Below are 19,385 nucleotides of genomic sequence, written 5' to 3'. Positions count from 1 at the left end.
CCCGCGGATGATCCGCGGGCCTCACGTTTGTTTACTAATACCCTAGTTAGTCACTCGGTACACATTGGTTTCACGCAATTCGAATCCAGCTCGTTGATAGAGTCGATTTGCAGCTTCGCGCGATGGGCGAGAGGTAAGATCAACAGTTTTTGCACCGTGCTTCTTTGCTAATTCGATCGCGGCAGCCACCAAGGATGCCCCAACGCCCTTGCCGCGGGCTGATTCATCGACGACGACGTCTTCGATCCAAGCACGCCAACCAGTGGGGATCTCGAATGTGACAAGAGTCAGCATTCCAACAATCGGCGCTTGCCCAGTTGTGCCGGTAGCTTCCTCATCGCGAAAGACGAGCAGATCGATGCAATCTTGAGCTAAGAAACCTTCGATTTGTTCGGCGTCCATTGGGGTTGCAGAACGAGAAAGCTGGCCGATTAACCGCCCGAATGCTTCATGGAGTTCTGGCGTGACGTCAGTGACGAGATCTACTGCCATGATCAGATCACGTCCATTGCCTGCTGTGCGATGGAAAGTTCTTCGTTCGTTGGAATAACCAAAACCTTCACCGCCGAATCTGGTGTGGAGACCTCGCGTGGTTCCTTCGAACGTTCCATGTTCTTTTCCGCATCGTATTTAACACCGAATGGTGCTAGACGATCCAAGAGCATCTTGCGGGTTTGCCAGGAGTTTTCGCCAACACCAGCGGTGAAGGTCAATACATCTAAGCCCCCCATAACAGCGGTGTAGGAGCCGACGTACTTGAGTAGCCGGTGGGTGTAAATCTCTAGAGCTTCGATTGCTTGTGGATCGCCAGCATCAGCCATTTCCCACACGGTTCGCATATCGTTCGAACCGGTCAAGCCTTTCAGGCCGGACTGCTTGTTGAACAGGGTATCGAGTTCGTCGATGCTCATGTTCGCCTGGCGTGCCAAATGGAAAGCAGCAGCCGGATCGATATCGCCAGTTCGAGTACCCATCACGAGACCTTCGAGTGGAGTCAAACCCATCGAGGTGTCAACTGCTTGGCCGTTAACAACAGCAGAAACTGAAGCCCCGTTACCCAAATGCATCACGATCTGCTTGAGGTCATCGCGGCCGAGCATATCGCTGACCTTGCGGGAGATGAATTGGTGGGAGGTGCCGTGTGCTCCATAGCGGCGTACCTGATACTTTTCGGCTACCTCACGGTCGATGGCATAGGTAGCGGCTTCAGCCGGTAGATGCTGGAAGAAGGCAGTATCGAAAACGGCAACGTTGGGAACATCGAACAGTTCACGTGCTACCTTAATACCCTTCAAGTGGGCTGGGTTGTGGAGAGGACCGAGCGGGATGAGCTCTTCGATCAAACCTTCAACGCGATCGTCAATAACGGCCGCCTTATCGAAATGTTTTCCGCCTTGAACCACGCGGTGGCCAACTGCTTTGATTCCAGCTTCAGAAAGGTTGGGGCCAACTTCGTTAAAAAACCGGATTACTTCACGCAAGCCAACACCGTGGTCTGGAACAGGTTCGTTAATATCGGTAGTAGTGCCGTTATAGTTGTGTTCGATGTGGCCTTCGGCTTCACCGATTTTCTCAACCAAGCCCGAGGCGATGGATTGCCCAGTTTCGGGATTGACGAGCTGGTACTTAATCGACGATGAACCAGAATTGATCACTAGAACTGTCATTGTTCGTTTCACGCTTTCTTAAATCGTTGCGCAAGAACCGCCACCGGCGGAATCTCACTTTAGTTTTGGGCTTGGATTGCGGTAATTGCAACAGTGTTGACGATGTCTTCAACGAGTGCGCCACGCGATAAATCATTCACGGGCTTGTTCAGGCCTTGCAAGACTGGGCCAACAGCGACTGCGCCAGCCGAACGCTGGACCGCCTTGTAGCCGATGTTTCCGGCGTTGAGCGATGGGAAGACGAAGACGTTCGCTTTTCCAGCAACCGGCGAATCAGGGAGCTTGGTTTGAGCCACGTGAGCATCTACTGCGGCGTCGTACTGGATGGGGCCTTCGAGAGCGAGATCGGGAGCCATTTCGCGGGCAATCGCGGTTGCTTCGACGACGGCGTCCACATCTGGTCCTTTGCCGGAAGTCCCGGTGGAGTAAGAGAGCATAGCAACTCGAGGATCTACCCCGAATGCGCGAGCGGTTTCGGCAGAGGAGATAGCAATCCCAGCCAATTCTTGTGGAGTTGGGTTGGTATTAACTGCACAATCGCCGTAAACATAGACGCGGTCTTCCATGAGCATAAGGAAGCAGGAAGAAACAAGGGTAGCGCCGGGCTTGGTTTTAATGATTTGGAAGGAGGGAACGATAGTGTGGGCGGTGGTGTGGATCGCGCCGGAAACCATGCCATCGGCGTCGTCCATATGCACCATCATGGTGCCAAAGTAGGACAAGTCCTTGACCTTTTCGCGGGCCTGTTCGATCGTGACGCCCTTCTTGGCGCGCAGGCGAGCAAACTCTTGAGCATACTTTTCGTTCAGCTCCGGATCATCGACGGAAACGATTCGTGCTTGAGACACATCGACGCCGAGCTCAGCGGCGTGGGCGTGGATCTGATCGGCGTCGCCAATCAAAATAATGTCGGCAACTTCGCGAGCTAAGAGCTCGTCAGCGGCCTGCAAGATGCGCGGATCGGTGGCTTCTGGCAAAACGATCCGCTTGCGGTCCGCACGAGCCCGGGAGATAAGCGAGGATTGGAAAGATAGTGGGGTGACGACGTCGGAGCCGTGCTCCATCGCCGAAACGAGTAGCGAACGACCTGTTTCAGATAGCTCGACGGATTCGCCGTCGGCAAAGATGATGGCGTTGTCGATACCGGCTTCAGCCACGATTGCAGCGTCAGCGTTGGAAACAACTACACCAGAAATCGGGGCATGTTCGTGAGTGAATTCGTTTGCTGATAGGGAGACGAGTGTGGCGAGTTGATCTGCAGAGCGTAGCGCACCCGAAACTGCAAACATGATTGTGGTAGAGAGGTTAGCGGCCGCACGGCCGATACGGGCCAAGACGCCCGGGTTGAGCGGATCGCCGTCGAGCAAACCAAGGATGAGGACGGCATCGAACTGGTGAGCATAATCGGTGTAGCGTTTAACCACATCGGCCATAGCTGCTTCTTCGTCAGCTACGTATGCTTGGCGGGTGGTACCCCAAGCGAGGTCAAGGTCGCTTGGGCGGCCGAGGATATTTAGCGCTTCTTTGAGCTGAAGGTCCTGATCGATGGGGCCATTAGTGAAAGCACGGAATACGCCAACGGATGTGTAGTGTTGGGTTAGCCCTTCGATAAGGGAGCGTACGAGTGCTTGAGTTCCAACATTTCCTTCTGCTGCGGTGAAGTACAGACTGTGAGTCACGTCGGGTCCTTTCAACGTCTGTGGTGTAACGTTTATATTTTGTCACGGTTTTAGGACTTTCGGGTAAGGAGAATAAGTTGCGTACCCCTCGTTCTGTGCGTCGCTCACGTCACCGTACCGAAGTTCGGCCGGCATTACGTGGCGGGATTAACGCTACTCCAGTAACGTTAGAGCCCGGTTCGTGGCGAAATGTCGGGGAATGGATCGGTACGCGTTTCGGTGAGCTGGGGTTAGAGTTGCTGGAGGCCGGTGATGTTTTGGCCGACGGGGGACGTGAGATATCTCGCGCCGAACCATACGTGCCTGGGATGCGGATATGGATTTTCCGTCCGGTACCCGATGAGCCAGATTCACCGATTGAGCTGAGTGTGGTTGCTGACGAAGAACGATTCATTGTGGTAGACAAGCCCCATGGCATGGCGACGATTCCGCGCGGTTCACATGTAGCACACACGGTCACGGTGGCAGCCCGCCGGCAATTTAACGACGACGACCTGGTGTGCGCCCATCGGTTGGATGCGGAAACCGCTGGGCTGGTGTTGCTTACTCGGAAACCGCAGTGGCGCAAACCCTACCAGACCTTGTTCGAACGCCGAGTAGTGGGGAAGAAGTACTGTGCGATCACCCGCGATATTCCGGGGTTTGATACCTGGGAAACCGTGGAACTGCGCCTCGAGCGCGGATATCGGCCGCTGGCTACCGACGTCGTCGATGGTGAACCGAACTCGGTGACGCAGATGCGAATCGTGGCGCGCGCCGACGGGCTAGCGCAATGGGAGCTTATTCCGCACACCGGGAAAACCCATCAGTTGCGGGTGACGCTTGAGCATGTGGGCGCGCCGATCTTGGGCGATCCGCTTTATCCGCGGCTGTTCACAAAAGAAGAGGAAGCCGCGCGGGACTATCCGCTCCAGCTTCACGCTCGGGAACTGAGTTTCGTAGATCCGGTGGATGGGATAGAGCGGGTGTTTACTAGCTCGGCGCGGTTGGCGCAGGCGATTGTAGGATGAGCTTTAAGTTGTTCGGAAATGCCGAACAACTGCCGCCGACGGCAAACAATGTTCTGTACGTTCACTAATCTGTTTTGTGGATCGAGTATTTGACTCCGAGACCAATCGTCAAAAGCAAGATTCCGATAATGGGATTGGTGAATGCTTGAAATTGGGTGCCGAGGAATTGCATTATCACACCGATCAGCATTCCGGATTGATCTGCCTCTAAGCCCCATAAAAAGAGATAAGGGCCCAGTATCGAAAAGAGAAGGTAAGCAATCAGGAAAGCGAAGCCTGCTCGTACAAGGTATTGGCCAAACCGTTGAGCATTAAAAGTGTTATTCATGGTTCCTCCCTTTTCTTATATCTTAATCATGTTTGACGGGGGGGCAAGCAGTTTATCCCAAGGTTCGACCAACACCGCTCCGCCATTGATCTACGGCTGCGAACCGCCAGCCGTATCACCAAGAGAGATATCACAGGCTCGATATGTGGGAGAACATAGCGTGGGTGGGTGTTGATTCGCTAGTCTAGAGGGTATGAATACAACTGATCTTCGCCCAGTGATCGTCGTCGACAACGGCGCCCAATACGCTCAACTGATCGCTCGCCGCGTGCGAGAAGCCGGATACTTCTCCCAGCTCGTCCCGCACTCAATGCCTACCGCCGATCTGTTCGCAAAACAGCCTGCAGCCATCGTGCTGTCTGGTGGACCATCGAGCGTCTACGAGCCAGGTTCGCCGAGTCTTGATCCAGCTATCTTGGAAGCTGGCGTACCAGTGTTCGGCATTTGCTACGGCTTCCAGCAGATGGCACAAGCATTGGGCGGAAAAGTTGATAAAACCGGCTTGCGCGAATACGGTGCAACCCAGGCCGACGTCGTCGAGAACGGCGTTATTCTTGGCGAAAACGCAACCGAAAACGTGTGGATGAGCCACGGAGACTCAGTTACCCAAGCCCCGGAAGGTTTCGTTGTGACCGCGACGACGCCGGGTGCGCCAGTTGCTGCGTTCGAAAACCGCGAGGCGAAGATGTTCGGCGTGCAGTGGCATCCAGAAGTCAAGCACTCCGAGCACGGCCAGGACATGCTCGTGCGCTTCTTGCGCGACGGTGCCGGCTTGGAGCCAAACTGGGATTCGGGATCGATTATTGAAGATCAGATCGAAAAGATCCGTGCCCAGGTTGGCGATAAGCATGCGATTTGTGCGCTGTCTGGTGGCGTGGATTCTTCGGTTGCCGCAGCTCTCGTACACCGCGCAATCGGCGATCAGCTCACCTGTGTGTTCGTCGACCACGGTTTGCTACGCAAGGGTGAAGCCGAGCAGGTTATTGAAGATTACGCTGAAGCTCGCGGCATGAAGATCATGGCTGTGGACGAATCAGAGCGATTCTTGAACGCGCTCGCGGGTGTGCGCGATCCAGAAGAAAAGCGCAAGATTATTGGCCGGGAGTTTATTCGGTCTTTTGAGGCTGCCCAGATCAAGTTGATGGAAGAAGCACCTGAAGGTGTGGAGTTCGCATTCTTGGTTCAGGGAACCTTGTATCCAGACGTCGTGGAGTCTGGTGGGGGAGACGGTACTGCGAATATTAAGTCGCACCACAATGTTGGCGGTCTGCCAGAGGATATCGAGTTTTCGTTGGTAGAGCCATTGCGTGACTTGTTCAAGGACGAAGTTCGGGCAATCGGCTTGGAGCTGGGCTTGTCTGAAAAGCTAGTGTGGCGTCAGCCGTTCCCAGGCCCGGGCCTCGGTATTCGTATCGTTGGCGACGTGACCTTTGATCGCTTGGAGACCTTGCGGGCAGCGGATGCGATTGTGCGTGAAGAGCTCAGCGCGGCCGGTATGGATCGCGAGATCTGGCAATGCCCAGTTGTGTTGCTAGCTGACGTTCGTTCTGTTGGTGTGCAGGGTGACGGCCGTACCTACGGTCACCCGATCGTGTTGCGTCCGGTTTCGTCTGAAGATGCGATGACGGCGGACTGGACCCGCGTGCCATACGACGTGCTGGCCAAGATCTCTAACCGCATCACCAACGAGGTAGCTGATGTCAATCGAGTGATGCTCGATTGCACCTCGAAGCCGCCGGCGACGATTGAGTGGGAGTAAGTAACTTCTAGTTTTAGTTTCGCCCCGCAGAGTTTTTCTGCGGGGCGAAACCGGTTATTGTAAGCCGATTTAGTTCTAGTAGTTTCTAACTTTAGTGGGACAAAGCTGGGAGCCAGTGTTTTGAAAATGCAGTTTTGGCATGACAAAAGGGAATGTGTGGAGGAACTTTTAACGTTTCTAAAATATGGGTAAATAAGACAAAGAAGTGGTTGGTGCGCATCTGGACAATAGACTAAAATCTTGAGAAGGTTTGCCTGTCAATAGTTAAATCAAAGGAGCTTCGTGTGGTTGCCAAAAAGAAAACAAAGTCGCTTGAGCAGACGTTATGGGAGGCGGCTGATACGTTACGTGGCAATCAGGAACCTTCAGAGTATAAGCACGTTGTGCTGGGACTTGTTTTTCTTAAATACGTTTCTGATCGATTCGAAGATCGCCGCAAAGTACTCAAAGAAGAGTTAGCTAGTGATGGCATAAGCGAGGAACAATACAATAGCTTTCTCGAAGACCGTGATGAGTATACTGGCCATAACGTTTTCTGGGTACCAGAAGGAGCTCGTTGGAGTAGCCTCCAGGCGCAAGCAAAGCAACCTCAAATTGGGCAGCTGATCGATCAGGCGATGCAGTTTATTGAACAGGAAAACCCCACGTTACGCGGTGTTTTACCGCGTAACTATGGGCGTGAGGGTTTGGATAAGAAACGTTTAGGTGACCTAGTCGACCTTATCGGAACTATCGGTTTCGGCACCGGTAGTGATCATGGTTCTGATGATGTACTCGGATCAGTGTATGAGTATTTCCTTGGGCAGTTTGCTGGTAAGGAAACTGGTAAAGAGGGTGGAGCATTCTATACTCCGCGTAGTGTTGTGCAAACCCTCGTTGAAATGCTTCAGCCCTTTGAAGGCCGGGTACTGGACCCGTGTTGTGGCAGTGGCGGCATGTTCGTTCAGTCTGCAAAGTTTGTTGAAGCACATGGCGGGAACAGGGATCGGCTATCCATTTATGGTCAAGAGTTCACCAATACTACTTGGAAGCTGGCCAAGATGAACCTTGCGTTGCGCGGGATTGATGCCGATTTGGGAACTAAATCTGCAGATTCGTTCACTGAGGATTTGCATCCGGATTTACGCGCCGATTTCATCATTGCCAACCCGCCATTCAATATTTCTGATTATTGGGATGAGTCGTTAGCAGATGATCCGCGTTGGGAATATGGAACTCCTCGAGATGGCAACGCGAACTATGCTTGGATTCAGCACTTTCTCTATCATTTAGCGCCTTCTGGCACTGCAGGGTTTGTCATGGCAAATGGTGCTCTATCATCTTCTGACGAATCGGATCCTTTAATCCGAAAGAAATTGGTCGATGCCGATCTTGTTGATTGCATTGTTGCCCTTCCCGATAGACTATTTCTTAATACTGGAATTCCAGCAAGCTTGTGGTTTCTTTCGAAAGGCCGGCATGGCAACGGGCATCGGGAGCGCCTCGGTGAAGTGCTCTTCATAGATGCTCGTGAACTTGGCACGATGATTACGCGTGCACGACGTGAGCTTTCTGAAGATGATGTGGGAAGGATTGCCGGAACGTATAACGCATGGCGGTCAAAGTCTGATTATGGTTCTTACTCCGACGAGCTCGGCTTCTGCAAGGCAGCCACAGCCAAAGAAATTGAGGCTAACAATTATATTCTTACGCCAGGACGATACGTTGGTGTCGCTGAAGCAGAGAGCGATGGAGAGCCTATCGATGAGAAGATTGAGAGGCTAAAAATAGAGCTACTGGCAGAATTTGCCCGTGGAAAAGAGATTGAGCGACGAGTTCGAGAAATTTTGGATCAACTGAGATGAGTATTATGTTGCGTAAATTGGGAGATATTGCACCGATGATATACGGTAAGTCTCTTCCAAGCAGAAAGCGGAACACTGGGACGATTCCTGTTGTTAGCTCAGGTGGTCTTACTGGTGTACATGATCAAGCTTTAATCTATGATCCATGTGTCGTTATTGGACGCAAAGGGACGATTGGCTCAGTGTATTATCTCGATAGCCCTTGCTTCCCTATCGATACAGTATTTTATACTCGTGGGAGTGAACACGTTTACCTAAAGTATTTATACTATTTTTTGCTCACTCTGCCTTTGGAGGACATGAATAATGATAGTGCTGTTCCAGGCCTAAATAGAACTGAGCTGGAGAGCCTTGATGTGCGAATCCCTTCAATGGAAGAGCAACATGCAATCGCGGCAACACTCGGCGCTCTTGACGAAAAGATTGAATCAAATCGCAATGCGAGAACGAAATTTTCCGATCTAATTGAAGCTCTTTCCGAGAAATTCGAAGAAAGGTTGCCATTAGTATCTTTAGGAAGCATAGGGACTTTTTCTAAAGCTACTGTTAATCCCAAGAAAATGGGTGACAGTCTAGTAAATCACTTCAGCCTTCCTGCATTTGATGCTGGAGTGGGCCCTGAAGAAGTCCAAGCCTTTGTAATTAAGAGCAACAAGTTGCTTTTACCTGATAAGTCAGTTCTTATTTCACGTCTAAACCCGCGTATTGAGCGCATGTGGTGGGCCATTTCCCAGCAAGGATTACCATCTTTAGCGTCAACAGAATTTCTTGTCTTAACAGCGAAGAATGAACTTGAGCTTGCCGCGCTTTGGCTTGCTGTTCGTTCGCCTTCCTTTCGGCGGGAATTGCCTCAGCGAGTTACGGGGACGTCAGGTAGTCATCAGAGAGTCCGGCCTGCTGATGTGCTCTCGATTGTGGTGCCAGACTTTACCGAGGCCGGTCACGAGTTGAAACAGCAAACGCTGGCATTACTGCATATGGATGCGGCTCTCTGTGTGGAATCTAGAAGGTTAGCTGCCCTCCGAGACGCGTTACTTCCTGAACTGATGTCTGGCCGTATTCGTGTTCCAGAAGCGCGTGAAGCAATTGAGAAGGAGATTGGCTGATGAACCGTTTCAATGAGTCAGTTGTAGAGCAGGCAACACTCGACTGGTTGCGTGAAATCGGATATCGCACTGGGTATGGGCCAATAGACGCGGAAATCGGTACAGTCCGTGAGCAACCTTCAGATGTAGTTTTATGGAGTCGGGTTGAAGATGCACTTCGGCGCCTGAACCCTGAAGCGAGCACTCAGATGGTTCGTGCAGCTCTCGCACGTATACGGCGTGCTGACTCTCAGGACATAGCCTTAGAAAACCAACGAATGCACGATTTGATGGTCAAAGGTGTACCAGTAGAAGCAAAAGCAGCTGATGGAGAAACAACAACGGTGTTGTTACGAATCATCGATTTTGAAAGACCTGAGCAGAACGACTGGTACGCAATCAACCAGTTCACAGTTGTCGAAAACGGACACAATCGGCGCCCTGATATCGTAGTTTTCCTTAACGGAGTACCTGTCGGTTTATTCGAGCTCAAGAACCCTGCAGACGAACACGCAACAATGCGCAATGCGTGGAATCAGATCCAAACATACCGCTCCGAAATTTCAGCCGTTTTCGTGCCGAATGTGGTGACAGTAATCTCCGATGGAACAGCTGCTGCCATGAGCTCCTTTATGGGAGGTTTCGAGCACTACGCACCCTGGAAGACAATTGATGGGCGTGATGTTATAACAAACAAGTCCGCCCTGGAAGTGTTGGTTAAAGGTGTTTTTGCGCCAGAGCGATTCCTTGACATCTTAAAGAACTTCGTTGTTTTTTCTGATGAGGCAATAACAGACCCGACTACCGGTCAGCGCCGGCGAGCTCTTGTTAAGCGAGTTGCGAAATATCACCAGTATTGGGCTGTGAATGCTGCAGTTGAATCAACTGTTCGGGCTTCAAGGCCAAACGGTGACAGGCGAGGTGGCGTGGTCTGGCATACCCAAGGATCAGGGAAAAGCTTCGAGATGGTATTCTACGCCGCGAAACTTATCCGCGATCCTCGGATGAGCAACCCCACGCTTGTCTTTATTACTGATCGTAACGATCTCGACGACCAACTCTACAGAGAAGTGTTCGCACCAGCTCACATTCTTCCTGGAATTCCGGTACAAGCAGAAGGCCGAGATAATCTTCGTTCCCTATTATCGCGGGTGGCTGGCGGTATTATTTTTACAACGCTACATAAGTTTGCTCCCGGTGAAGATGGTGATACTAATCCTGTTCTTACCGACCGGAGAAATGTTGTTGTAGTTGCAGATGAAGCACACCGCTCCCAGTACGGATTTGAAGAAACTCTAGATACGAATGGAAGACTCAAAGCTGGGTTAGCAAAGCACATGCGTGACGCATTGCCAAATGCAACATTTCTCGGATTCACTGGAACACCAATCGAATCGAATGATCGATCAACTAAAGCAGTATTCGGAGATTACATCGATATTTATGACCTCACGAGAGCTGTTGAAGACGGAGCTACAGTCAAGATTTTTTACGAGTCAAGGCTAGCGAAGATTAATTTAGATGACGTTACCATGGAGAAAGTTGATTCCGTCATCGAAGAAGCACTCCAACAGGCTCTCTATGATTCTCCGGAACGTGCCAAAACAAAATGGTCGAGGCTTGAAGCACTCGTGGGTGCCGATTCCAGACTCGATGCTGTTGCGGCTGATATTGTCGAACACTGGGAAACACGTCGTGCAACGATGCATGGCAAGGCAATGATTGTGACGATGAGCCGGCGGATCGCCGTCGACCTCTATAACAAAATAACTGCTCTGAGGCCCGAGTGGCATTCCGACGATATTACAAAAGGAAAAATCAAAGTAGTGATGACCGGGTCAGCTGCAGACCCCGCTGAATTCCAGCCACACATATACTCAAAAGATGAACGCCGAGACCTCAAATTGCGGGCGAAGAACCCGGAAGACGAACTCGAGATCGTCATCGTGCGAGACATGTGGCTAACGGGTTTTGACGCTCCTTCAATGCATACGATGTATGTCGATAAACCAATGCAAGGCGCAGGCCTCATGCAAGCAATAGCGCGTGTCAACCGCAGGTTTAAAGACAAACCCGGTGGTTTGATCGTTGACTATATTGGGTTGTTTACATCGCTACAAGAAGCACTTAGCGTCTATTCGCCATCAGATCGCGAACAAGCTGGTGTGCCGATAGAAAAGCTAATCTACGTCATGCAAGAAAAATATGACATTGTCAAAGGCATCTTGCATAACATCACGTATGACTCATCACCCGACCTGTCGCCCTCCGACCGGCTTTCGCAGTATGCGACAGTTCTTGATTACGTGTTATCCGATCAAGAAATTACCAAGCGGTACACCGATCAAGTGTTAGCCTTGGCGAAAGCGTACGCCCTGGTAGCGTCACGTCCGGAAGCTGTAGCTATCCGAGACGATGTACGCTTATTTACTGATGTTCGCACTGCAGCGTTAAAGATGATCAGCCCGGAATCTGGCGGGGCACAGCAGGGGAGCAGCAATCTTGACTCAGTGCTTGCACAGCTCGTTAATGAATCAGTAACTGCTGACAAAGTCATCGATGTTTACCAATTTGCCGGTATGGAAAATCCAGAACTCTCACTCCTCTCTGAAGAATTTTTGGAATCCATTGCGAAGATAGATAAGCCAAACCTGCAAATGAATTTATTGCGGAGGCTGCTTAACGACGAGATCCGTACACTACGGCGCACAAACCTCGTACAATCGAGGAAGTTCTCGGAGCTTCTTGACGACGCTGTCAAGCGATACACAAACCGCTCCTTGACAACCGCTGAGATCATTGCTGAACTCGTCTCTCTTGCAAAGGATATGCGAGCAAACCAGAAACGAGCGAAAGAGCTCGGGCTGTCTGACGCTGAAGTAGCACTCTATGACGCGGTTATACAAAACGACTCCGCAATCCTAGAAATGGGGGACGAGACCCTCAAAACCATTGCACAGGAATTAGTGCGCACAATTCAAAGCTCAGCAACTATCGACTGGACAGTAAAAGAAACTGTTCGAGCCCGTATGCGATCTCGAATAAAACGGCTCCTTGCCAAATTTAAGTATCCGCCTGACAAGCAAGAAGAAGCAGTCAAGCTAATTATCGAGCAGGCAGAGCACCTGGCTGGTGGGGATAATTTCGATGGGTGACAAAGGCATGCTCTTCAGCGTACTTGAATAGATGCCTTTAGTAGTGAAGTGGTATGAACCCTGTTTGTTAGACAGCGAGTTCGTATTCTTGTCTATATTTTAGTGGACTGGTGTGCAGCCGATTCACGGTTTGTTGGGTGTTCCACCAGTGGATATATTCACTGATGATTCGTTGAAGACTTGCATGTCCGCTACGTGCGCCCTTGGAGAGGTCGAGTTCAGTTTTTAGTCGGGCAAAGAAGGATTCTGCTGGCGAGTTGTCCAGACAGTTTCCTTTCCTCGACATGGATTGTCGTACTCCCAAAGCTCTCAGGAGCTTGCGGTAGTCTTCTGAGAAGTATTGACTTCCCTGATCACTATGAATAATAACGTCTTGCAAGCTGTGCTTTTGACTATAGTCGCGCACCATCCCTGTGACAAGGGTTGAATCTGGGGAGGTTGAAGTGCCCCAGGTTTTGTTCCTAGTCATGTGCCTTGATTTCTATTATTTTCTTGGGCCGGTGTTGCTGGTCCAAAACTCTTGTTCAACCTCGACCGGTGTACGGTAGCCTAGGCTCTGGTCAAGCCGTGACTCGTTCCACCACGATACCCATTCAAACGTCGCAATTTCAACGTCAACCACGTCCGCCCATGACCGCCTAAGAATCAACTCATTCTTGTAAGAACCGTTGACATTTTCAGCCAAAGCATTGTCATAGGAATCACCAACCGTCCCTGTCGAGGCAAGTAATTCCGTGCTCAGCAAGACGCTCATTATAAACAATGGACACATACTGCGAGCCATGGTCTAAATGATGAATCAGCCCAGTTGTTTTCTTCGCGCATACAATCGCCTGATTCAATGCCTGCAACGGCAACGCTTCAGTACGCATCGAATCAGATAACGCCCACCCGACAATCCGTCGGGAGAACACATCGGTCACAAAAGCGGTATAGACCAACCCCTTACGAGTACGGACATAAGTAATGTCAGCTACCCACAATTGATTCGGCCCAGGGGATCGAAATTCACGCTGTACCAGTCCGGATGAGTACATCCCGCAACTGCCAGCTTCAGGGCTTATCAAAACAGTAACGGGGACTGCATTGAGAATATTAGGCACTCCCGCGCGCTCGTGGAACAGTGGCGGGCAGACGGTAGCGTGTCCTACCGGGTACGCGCACTCCCGCACGCTCGTGGAACAGTGCCCAAAGCACTAGAATAACCTTCATACGTATTCTTCGCTGGTCCACCTTAACTCCGCGAAAATGCGCAGAACAATGCAGACACGAAAACACGCTCAATGCTCAAGACAACCAAATCTAAATCTTAAATCGCTCAAGACTGATATTATATTGGCTATCGCAGGAAAGGGTAATCATGGAAATTCAGACAACTTCACAAGAAGAAAATCACACCTTAGAAAGTATCGAAACTCAGAGTGATGAGTCCCTACAGCTCGCGGAGAATTCCTCTATAGAACAAAATCAAAAGGAACGCATTGAAAACGAGTTCGAAGAGAAACGGCGCCTGCTCGATAAAACTAAGATCGTTAGGCAGACATGGTCAATATCCGAAATATATCAGAAGATTAAAGATGGAAGGCTCATCCTTGACCCGGATTACCAAAGGCGTGCCATCTGGAATAACGATAAAAAGACGGCGTTCATCGAATCTTTATATATGGAAATAATGATTCCCCCTATCTACGTAGTAGAGGTTCCAAGCGCAGATCCCCTAGAGGAGACAAAATACGAAGTGGTTGATGGAAAACAGCGACTAACAGCAATCACAGAGTTCATCAGAGAGCAACTCAAACTAACTGAGCGCATTCTGGAATATTATGGAGATATTTTCGGTGGAAAAAAATTTGGCGAAATCTATAAAATTGCGCCAGAACTAACATCTAAAATGTTATCATCTATCCTTGATATATATGTCATTACTGCTAATTCGCCTCAATTTACAAAATACGATATTTTTGCGCGACTAAATCGTGGTGCAGAAAAGCTGAAGGTTAATGAAATACGGAGAGCGATTTACAAATCACAAATTACCGACCAGATCACGGAGTTCGTAGATCGATCCCGATCGGAACGCAAAGTTGAATACGAAACGATATTCTCAGCAAACGACATTAAGCGATTTGACGATTATGGTCGATTCTATCGGTCTATAGCTTTCTACATTCGATCGAACATAGAAGATGGGGCTGTTGTTGGGTACAATTCAAGGCCCCGTGAAATGATTAATAACGTCCTACAAGAACTACAGAGTAATAGTGTAGAGCTTGAAGAACAAACTCTACGCCTTCTACTAGAAAGAACTCTCGAATTCAAAAGAAACTTTCTGTCCTATGCAAATGCAGACTATATAATCGATGCGATTGTTCCGTTTGTATCTGCAGATTTGAACGCTGATCTTGAACTTTCACAAGCGGTTTTCTCTGATGCTCGTATTCAAGCTACTCTCGAGAAATCTCCTGCAACGACAAGTAATGTGAATGCGCGGCTCGAACTTGTGAAGAGAATAGCGCAGGGAAAATGAGATGGGTGGAATATGGGGGAGTAATCCTAAAGCGGAAATATTGCTAAATAGATCACTTTTCGTATACGAGTTTCTGAAAAACTACCACGAGCTCGAGGTAACGATCCGGAAGATTTTTACAGACAACTTACCTGAATTTAAGCAACAATTAAAGGAACAACTATATCTTTATCTAGGTGGGAGATTAAGACCCAATATAGACGTCCAGTCATGTTCGATTAATTTTAGCCCTGTAAAATATGACGAAAATGAGAAGTTTAAATCATTTCCACTTATAACATTAATAAGAATTTTTGAAAAGAATCATGATGTTATTGACACCTTCGACTTCGCGGTGGAATCTGTTCAAAATACGAATGTCGAGTTTCCGTTCTATGACTGCCTAGTTCGGTTAAATAGGATGCGTAACAAGTTGGCTCACAATCTTGCGGACATCAAGTTTCAAAATGGGGATACAATTGAACTACTCGGAACAAAACAGATTCAAGCCGCTTTAGAAGGGCAACTGCCATACAATAATCTCGAAAACATCGATGATGAAACGAAATGCATTGCTAGCAATGTTGTTTTTATTAAAAAGCTATTGCAAAAATTGGAAGATCACGTAAAAGGACTTGAGAAGTCAAGTTCATATTAAGTAGTTTTTCCTCATTTATTACAATTGCAACAACCAGATATAAGCATACTCTTTCTCGGCTGAGAAGGACAGAGGCTATTTTCCCGCTTTTCTATCATTGGAGTTGGAGTGTGGTGTGGCCTAGTTTTTCGGGCCAGTTGACTTAAGAGTTGACCGTGTTTTGCTGTTTCCATTGTTCCGCATATTGTCGTGGGCTGAGGTAACCCAGTGAGGAATGTGGATGGAAGTTATTGTAGCGTTGTGACCAGTGAGCTACCAACGTGTGGGCGTGTTCTAGGTTCTCGATGCTGTTATCTTCAAGAAGCTCGTCTCGCATTCGGTTGTGGAAAGATTCAACAAACCCGTTATGCCAAGGCTGGCCCGGTGGAATAAACGCCTGAATCGTCTCATCCTCACCAGCCCATTCATGTAAGGCTTGAGAGATGAATTCAGGTCCGTTATCCAGCCGGATAACCCGTGGCCTGCCACTATGATCGAGCGAGGTCAGATCGAGTAACTCGATGACTTCAAGCCGCATCAAGTCTGTCATCGATAGCGAAGGCAACATGTTCACGGGTATATTCATCGATGATGTTACAAATCTTGATCATCTTCCCATGCCAAGTCGAATCAAACTGAAAATCTAAAGACCACACGTCTTTAGAGTATTGACCAGGGGCAACCTTACGGTGATCTTTACCAGTTAAACGCTTACGTTTCTTACCTAGCAGCACACGCAGACCTTCCCCACGCCAGATCCTGCGAAATGTTTCCCGACATACCCCATATCCTTGCGCTAGGGCTGTAACCCAGGCGCGCCGGTGTCCCCACCGGCAGTAATCCTTTGCGAACTGGTGCATCCACTGGCGCAAAGACGCATACTTATCCGGCTTGAGATCTCCTGCTCGAGCTCGCTGGTAAGCACTACGAGAGAGCCCCACAAACGAACAAGCAAGCCTTTGCCAATAGCCCAACTCGATCAGATGCCATACTGCATCGTGGCGACGAGCTGGGCTTAAAAGTTTCCCTTACGACAGTTCCTTCCACGCTGCTTTTTCCAACTCGGCCTGGCCTAAAAGGCGCTTCAAGCGTGAGTTCTCTTCACGTAGACGCTGGAGTTCTTTAGCCTCGCTCCTCGTCATTGACCCGTAGGTAGCCTGCCACCGATGTAGCGTCGCTTCGCTGATTCCTAGCTCGCTCAGAATCTGAGCCGTACTCGCCCCATCATCTTTAAGTTCCCGAGCCTTTTCCAGCTTACGAACAATTTGTTTAAGGAGGTGTGTTTACTAAACTTTTTCACCATTGATCCATTCTCCCCACCCATAGGCAGGGTATCAATAGACAACACTCAAGTCACCTGGCCCTAAAAACTTAGGGCACTCCAGAAAGCTCTAGGAGTGAGATTTGATCCTACCGGAGCTTTCTGCTGTAGTATACCCCTTTTCTTTTATGATGTATCGGGGTGTGGTGCTAATTGATTTTCGGAATAAATCTCATCGCAAAGAGATAGCGTTAGCTGCCGTACTTTGAGAATGGACTGTACTCGTGATCCGACATGATGTCTGATAGTTCTTGAACAACACATTCGTCCACTAGAGGTATTTTCGTAAACTTGTCGCTCTCGGAATTTATGTCGTCTGTAGATAAAAATGATGTTCCCCAAAGCGGACCATTAGTCGGGGATTCAACTAAGGCGCACAGTTTGCTATCCCAGCTGGTGTTTAAGTGTAACCCTAGTGCAATACGTTGGAGCCATATCCTAACGTACTCAACATTTGGAATCGTTTGAAAGTAATCTAGAATTTGCTGTACGGTCTCAGATTTCAGTTCTGTAGGCATTTTTTCAAGAAATAAGCTAAAGATAGCAATGCCGTTGACAAGACATCGAGGGTTTGAAGAAACGATATCTAGGATAATCGCGATATGTAGGCGGACATCTTTCACTAGGGTTGGCTTCGATTTTATAGTTTTTTTATATAGTTCTAGAGCTATTTGCAAACTACCTGAATTTGGAAAAGACTTCGCGAATTCACGAATGTAAAATAAAAAGTCCCGGAGGTTGGTTTCGGTAATCGATTTACTGAGTATTTCGCTGATCTGCGGTAAGAAATCGGGGGATTGGGTAATATTTTCAAGTGATTCTTGAAAATAGTATGTTTCTTGTAGAACGCTATTTTCCGTGATGGCTTTATCAATAGCTTCACCGACGGTTCGAGCATTGTCACTGCTCATAGCACGAACTGGTCGACCAATTAAAAATGATCTACGAAAGTCGAGCTTTTCTGGTTTTACTGCGGAGGAGATTACGTCGTCTGAAAGCCAAGTTTTTTGCGAGTTCAGAGACAGGTTGTATACGGCTAGAATATCTACAAGAAGTTGTAGAATTATCTCAGCGTCCGCGCGTGTTTTTGTCATGATGCGGTAGTCATCTCGATATCTAAGTATTTTAAAGTCTTTTATTCCTTTCTCGTTGTTAGCGGCTTGAATCACTTGAGAGTCGATATTGGCGAGAATGATTTCGGCGATAATGTCGGAACAGGCGTTTCCTTGTGGGATGCCAATGGTTTCACCGGCGTTGAGCGCTTGAAATAATGCGTCAATACGATTCCCCAGCAATATGAGACTGTGATTGGCCTTGGCATTATCGCGTCCTTCTATCGCCCAAGCGATTGAATGTGTATAAATGGATGAATAGAAGTTAGCTATATCCGTTCCCGCCAGAAATGGGTAGATGATAGATTGGCGAACGGTTTCTTGTTCAAAATGATCCCACCAATTGCTAATGTTTTCCTTTGTGCTGGTCTTATATAAGAGGTCTTCACTATCGGAATCTTTTGAAAGAGCCACTCGGGGCTTCGAGGCGACTATAACGTGATTTTGAGTCTCAGAATAGAGTGTATTGAAGCGTGTTTTGAGTTTTTCCCAATTGTTATGTTCGGTTAATTCTATAACGAGAGTTGCGTATGCATATGGGTGTACCAGTGTCAGTGGTCTCCAAGCGTATCGCCCATCTTTGTTCATGCGGATGAGGTAATTTAGGTCGGGGCACCTTCCTATTGTTTGGTAGAACTTCTTCTTCTGTTTTGGGGTCAGAGAACTGTAGTATGAAGAGTCAAACACTGGAGTTTCGGTTATCCACTCTTGGCCAGCTTGTAAAAATCCTTTCAGATTGATGTAGGGAGGCATGCTGAAATTACAGTATGAGCTTGGATGTAATAGAAAAGTTCGAGCCTCTTCATTTCCTAAATCTGTGAGTTCTTTTGTTTCCACCATTTTGGCATGCTCCTTCTTTCGTGACGTTATGGGTCACTTCCTAGAAAATGTCTAGCAGGGGTTTCATTTGACACTTTCAAAGCTAGAATCTTGTCGCTTAAATGAATAGTATATTCTTTTATCGCTTTATGTAGCGGTTTTCGTTCTTCACATGGTGTCTATTGTCGAACTGCACCGTACTGGTTTTTGTTCTGTTTGAGTAGATGGTCATGGTCTGGGTAGGCGCAAGGAGTTTGATGAGGATGGCAAGGACTTTGTCGCCCGTTTGGTAGAAGACCGTATTGTGGCGGAGATTGTTTCCACGTAAGAAGCGTGCACGATTGTGGCGCTGAAACTAGGTGTTTCTTGGCGCACTGCTCGGCAATGGATGCAGGTAGCTTGCCGTGGAAGGGGCGCGTTCTTGAACGCTTGCCGCAGGACGTGGAAGTCGAAAATGCGCGGC

At 48.8% G+C, this 19,385-nt stretch carries 18 protein-coding genes; 7 read left to right on the top strand and 11 right to left on the bottom strand.

What is annotated here, in order from left to right:
* Positions 1-42 precede the first annotated feature (42 nt).
* The 3 genes from NG665_RS06525 to pta are packed head-to-tail and all read right to left on the bottom strand — an operon-like array spanning position 43 to position 3,346.
* Positions 43-492: a GNAT family N-acetyltransferase gene (locus NG665_RS06525; protein ID WP_252672911.1), complete on the bottom strand. Its 450-nt coding sequence runs from the start codon at positions 490-492 to the stop codon at positions 43-45.
* A 2-nt stretch (positions 493-494) separates the two neighbouring features.
* A complete protein-coding gene (locus NG665_RS06520; RefSeq protein ID WP_252672910.1) occupies positions 495-1,667 on the bottom strand; it encodes an acetate/propionate family kinase in 1,173 nt (390 codons plus the stop codon).
* Between the two features lie 59 nt (positions 1,668-1,726).
* A complete protein-coding gene (gene pta, locus NG665_RS06515) occupies positions 1,727-3,346 on the bottom strand; it encodes a phosphate acetyltransferase (protein ID WP_252672909.1) in 1,620 nt (539 codons plus the stop codon).
* 77 nt (positions 3,347-3,423) lie between these two features.
* On the opposite strand from pta, the gene NG665_RS06510 reads away from it, so the two are divergent.
* Positions 3,424-4,356, top strand: coding sequence for a pseudouridine synthase (locus tag NG665_RS06510; RefSeq protein WP_252672908.1), 933 nt, complete (start codon positions 3,424-3,426; stop codon positions 4,354-4,356).
* A gap of 64 nt (positions 4,357-4,420) precedes the next feature.
* Here NG665_RS06510 and NG665_RS06505 read toward each other — a convergent pair whose 3' ends face one another.
* Entirely contained in the window at positions 4,421-4,684 is a 264-nt protein-coding gene (locus tag NG665_RS06505; RefSeq protein WP_252672907.1) for a hypothetical protein, read from the bottom strand.
* 193 nt (positions 4,685-4,877) lie between these two features.
* Here NG665_RS06505 and guaA point away from each other — a divergent pair, with 193 nt between their 5' ends.
* The 4 genes from guaA to NG665_RS06485 all read left to right on the top strand — a co-directional run bounded on the left by guaA (position 4,878) and on the right by NG665_RS06485 (position 12,527).
* A complete protein-coding gene (gene guaA, locus NG665_RS06500; RefSeq protein ID WP_252672905.1) occupies positions 4,878-6,443 on the top strand; it encodes a glutamine-hydrolyzing GMP synthase in 1,566 nt (521 codons plus the stop codon).
* Positions 6,444-6,727: 284 nt separating this feature from the next.
* On the top strand, positions 6,728-8,287 hold the full coding sequence (locus NG665_RS06495) for a type I restriction-modification system subunit M (RefSeq protein WP_252672904.1): 1,560 nt from the start codon (positions 6,728-6,730) through the stop codon (positions 8,285-8,287).
* 5 nt (positions 8,288-8,292) lie between these two features.
* Positions 8,293-9,393: a restriction endonuclease subunit S gene (locus NG665_RS06490; protein WP_252672903.1), complete on the top strand. Its 1,101-nt coding sequence runs from the start codon at positions 8,293-8,295 to the stop codon at positions 9,391-9,393.
* Positions 9,393-12,527 (top strand): type I restriction endonuclease subunit R, encoded by a 3,135-nt coding sequence (locus NG665_RS06485; RefSeq protein WP_252672902.1) that lies wholly within the window; start codon positions 9,393-9,395, stop codon positions 12,525-12,527. Before NG665_RS06490 ends, NG665_RS06485 begins: the two co-directional genes overlap by 1 nt.
* Before the next feature lie 67 nt (positions 12,528-12,594).
* Here NG665_RS06485 and NG665_RS06480 read toward each other — a convergent pair whose 3' ends face one another.
* Genes NG665_RS06480 through NG665_RS06475 form a run of 3 tightly spaced genes read right to left on the bottom strand, consistent with a single transcriptional unit; the run spans position 12,595 to position 13,564 of the window.
* Positions 12,595-12,996 (bottom strand): DDE-type integrase/transposase/recombinase, encoded by a 402-nt coding sequence (locus NG665_RS06480; RefSeq protein ID WP_252672901.1) that lies wholly within the window; start codon positions 12,994-12,996, stop codon positions 12,595-12,597.
* Between the two features lie 15 nt (positions 12,997-13,011).
* A complete protein-coding gene (locus tag NG665_RS08805) occupies positions 13,012-13,281 on the bottom strand; it encodes an integrase core domain-containing protein (protein ID WP_435366670.1) in 270 nt (89 codons plus the stop codon).
* Positions 13,229-13,564: a DDE-type integrase/transposase/recombinase gene (locus NG665_RS06475; protein WP_435366669.1), complete on the bottom strand. Its 336-nt coding sequence runs from the start codon at positions 13,562-13,564 to the stop codon at positions 13,229-13,231. The genes NG665_RS08805 and NG665_RS06475 overlap by 53 nt, the downstream gene beginning before the upstream one ends.
* Positions 13,565-13,887: 323 nt before the next feature.
* Between NG665_RS06475 and NG665_RS06470 the strand changes: the two genes are divergently transcribed.
* Both NG665_RS06470 and NG665_RS06465 read left to right on the top strand, forming a co-directional pair.
* On the top strand, positions 13,888-15,054 hold the full coding sequence (locus NG665_RS06470; protein ID WP_252672900.1) for a DUF262 domain-containing protein: 1,167 nt from the start codon (positions 13,888-13,890) through the stop codon (positions 15,052-15,054).
* Between the two features lies 1 nt (position 15,055).
* A complete protein-coding gene (locus tag NG665_RS06465) occupies positions 15,056-15,691 on the top strand; it encodes a hypothetical protein (RefSeq protein ID WP_252672899.1) in 636 nt (211 codons plus the stop codon).
* Positions 15,692-15,833: 142 nt separating this feature from the next.
* Here NG665_RS06465 and NG665_RS06460 read toward each other — a convergent pair whose 3' ends face one another.
* The 4 genes from NG665_RS06460 to NG665_RS06450 all read right to left on the bottom strand — a co-directional run bounded on the left by NG665_RS06460 (position 15,834) and on the right by NG665_RS06450 (position 18,943).
* Positions 15,834-16,208, bottom strand: a complete 375-nt coding sequence (locus NG665_RS06460; RefSeq protein WP_252672898.1) for an integrase core domain-containing protein — start codon at positions 16,206-16,208, stop codon at positions 15,834-15,836.
* The gene (locus NG665_RS06455) at positions 16,198-16,611 is read right to left on the bottom strand and encodes a hypothetical protein (RefSeq protein WP_252672897.1); all 414 of its coding nucleotides are present in this window, start codon (positions 16,609-16,611) and stop codon (positions 16,198-16,200) included. Before NG665_RS06455 ends, NG665_RS06460 begins: the two co-directional genes overlap by 11 nt.
* Before the next feature lie 87 nt (positions 16,612-16,698).
* Positions 16,699-16,923: a transposase gene (locus tag NG665_RS08760; RefSeq protein ID WP_353888254.1), complete on the bottom strand. Its 225-nt coding sequence runs from the start codon at positions 16,921-16,923 to the stop codon at positions 16,699-16,701.
* A gap of 259 nt (positions 16,924-17,182) precedes the next feature.
* Positions 17,183-18,943: an RNA-directed DNA polymerase gene (locus NG665_RS06450; RefSeq protein ID WP_252672896.1), complete on the bottom strand. Its 1,761-nt coding sequence runs from the start codon at positions 18,941-18,943 to the stop codon at positions 17,183-17,185.
* Between the last annotated feature and the right edge of the window lie 442 nt (positions 18,944-19,385).

It is taken from the genome of Arcanobacterium pinnipediorum (assembly GCF_023973165.1).
Classification (GTDB): Bacteria; Actinomycetota; Actinomycetes; order Actinomycetales; family Actinomycetaceae; genus Arcanobacterium; species Arcanobacterium pinnipediorum.
The sequence above is the reverse complement of the archived record's forward strand: the minus strand, read 5'-3'. Positions and strand labels throughout refer to the sequence as shown.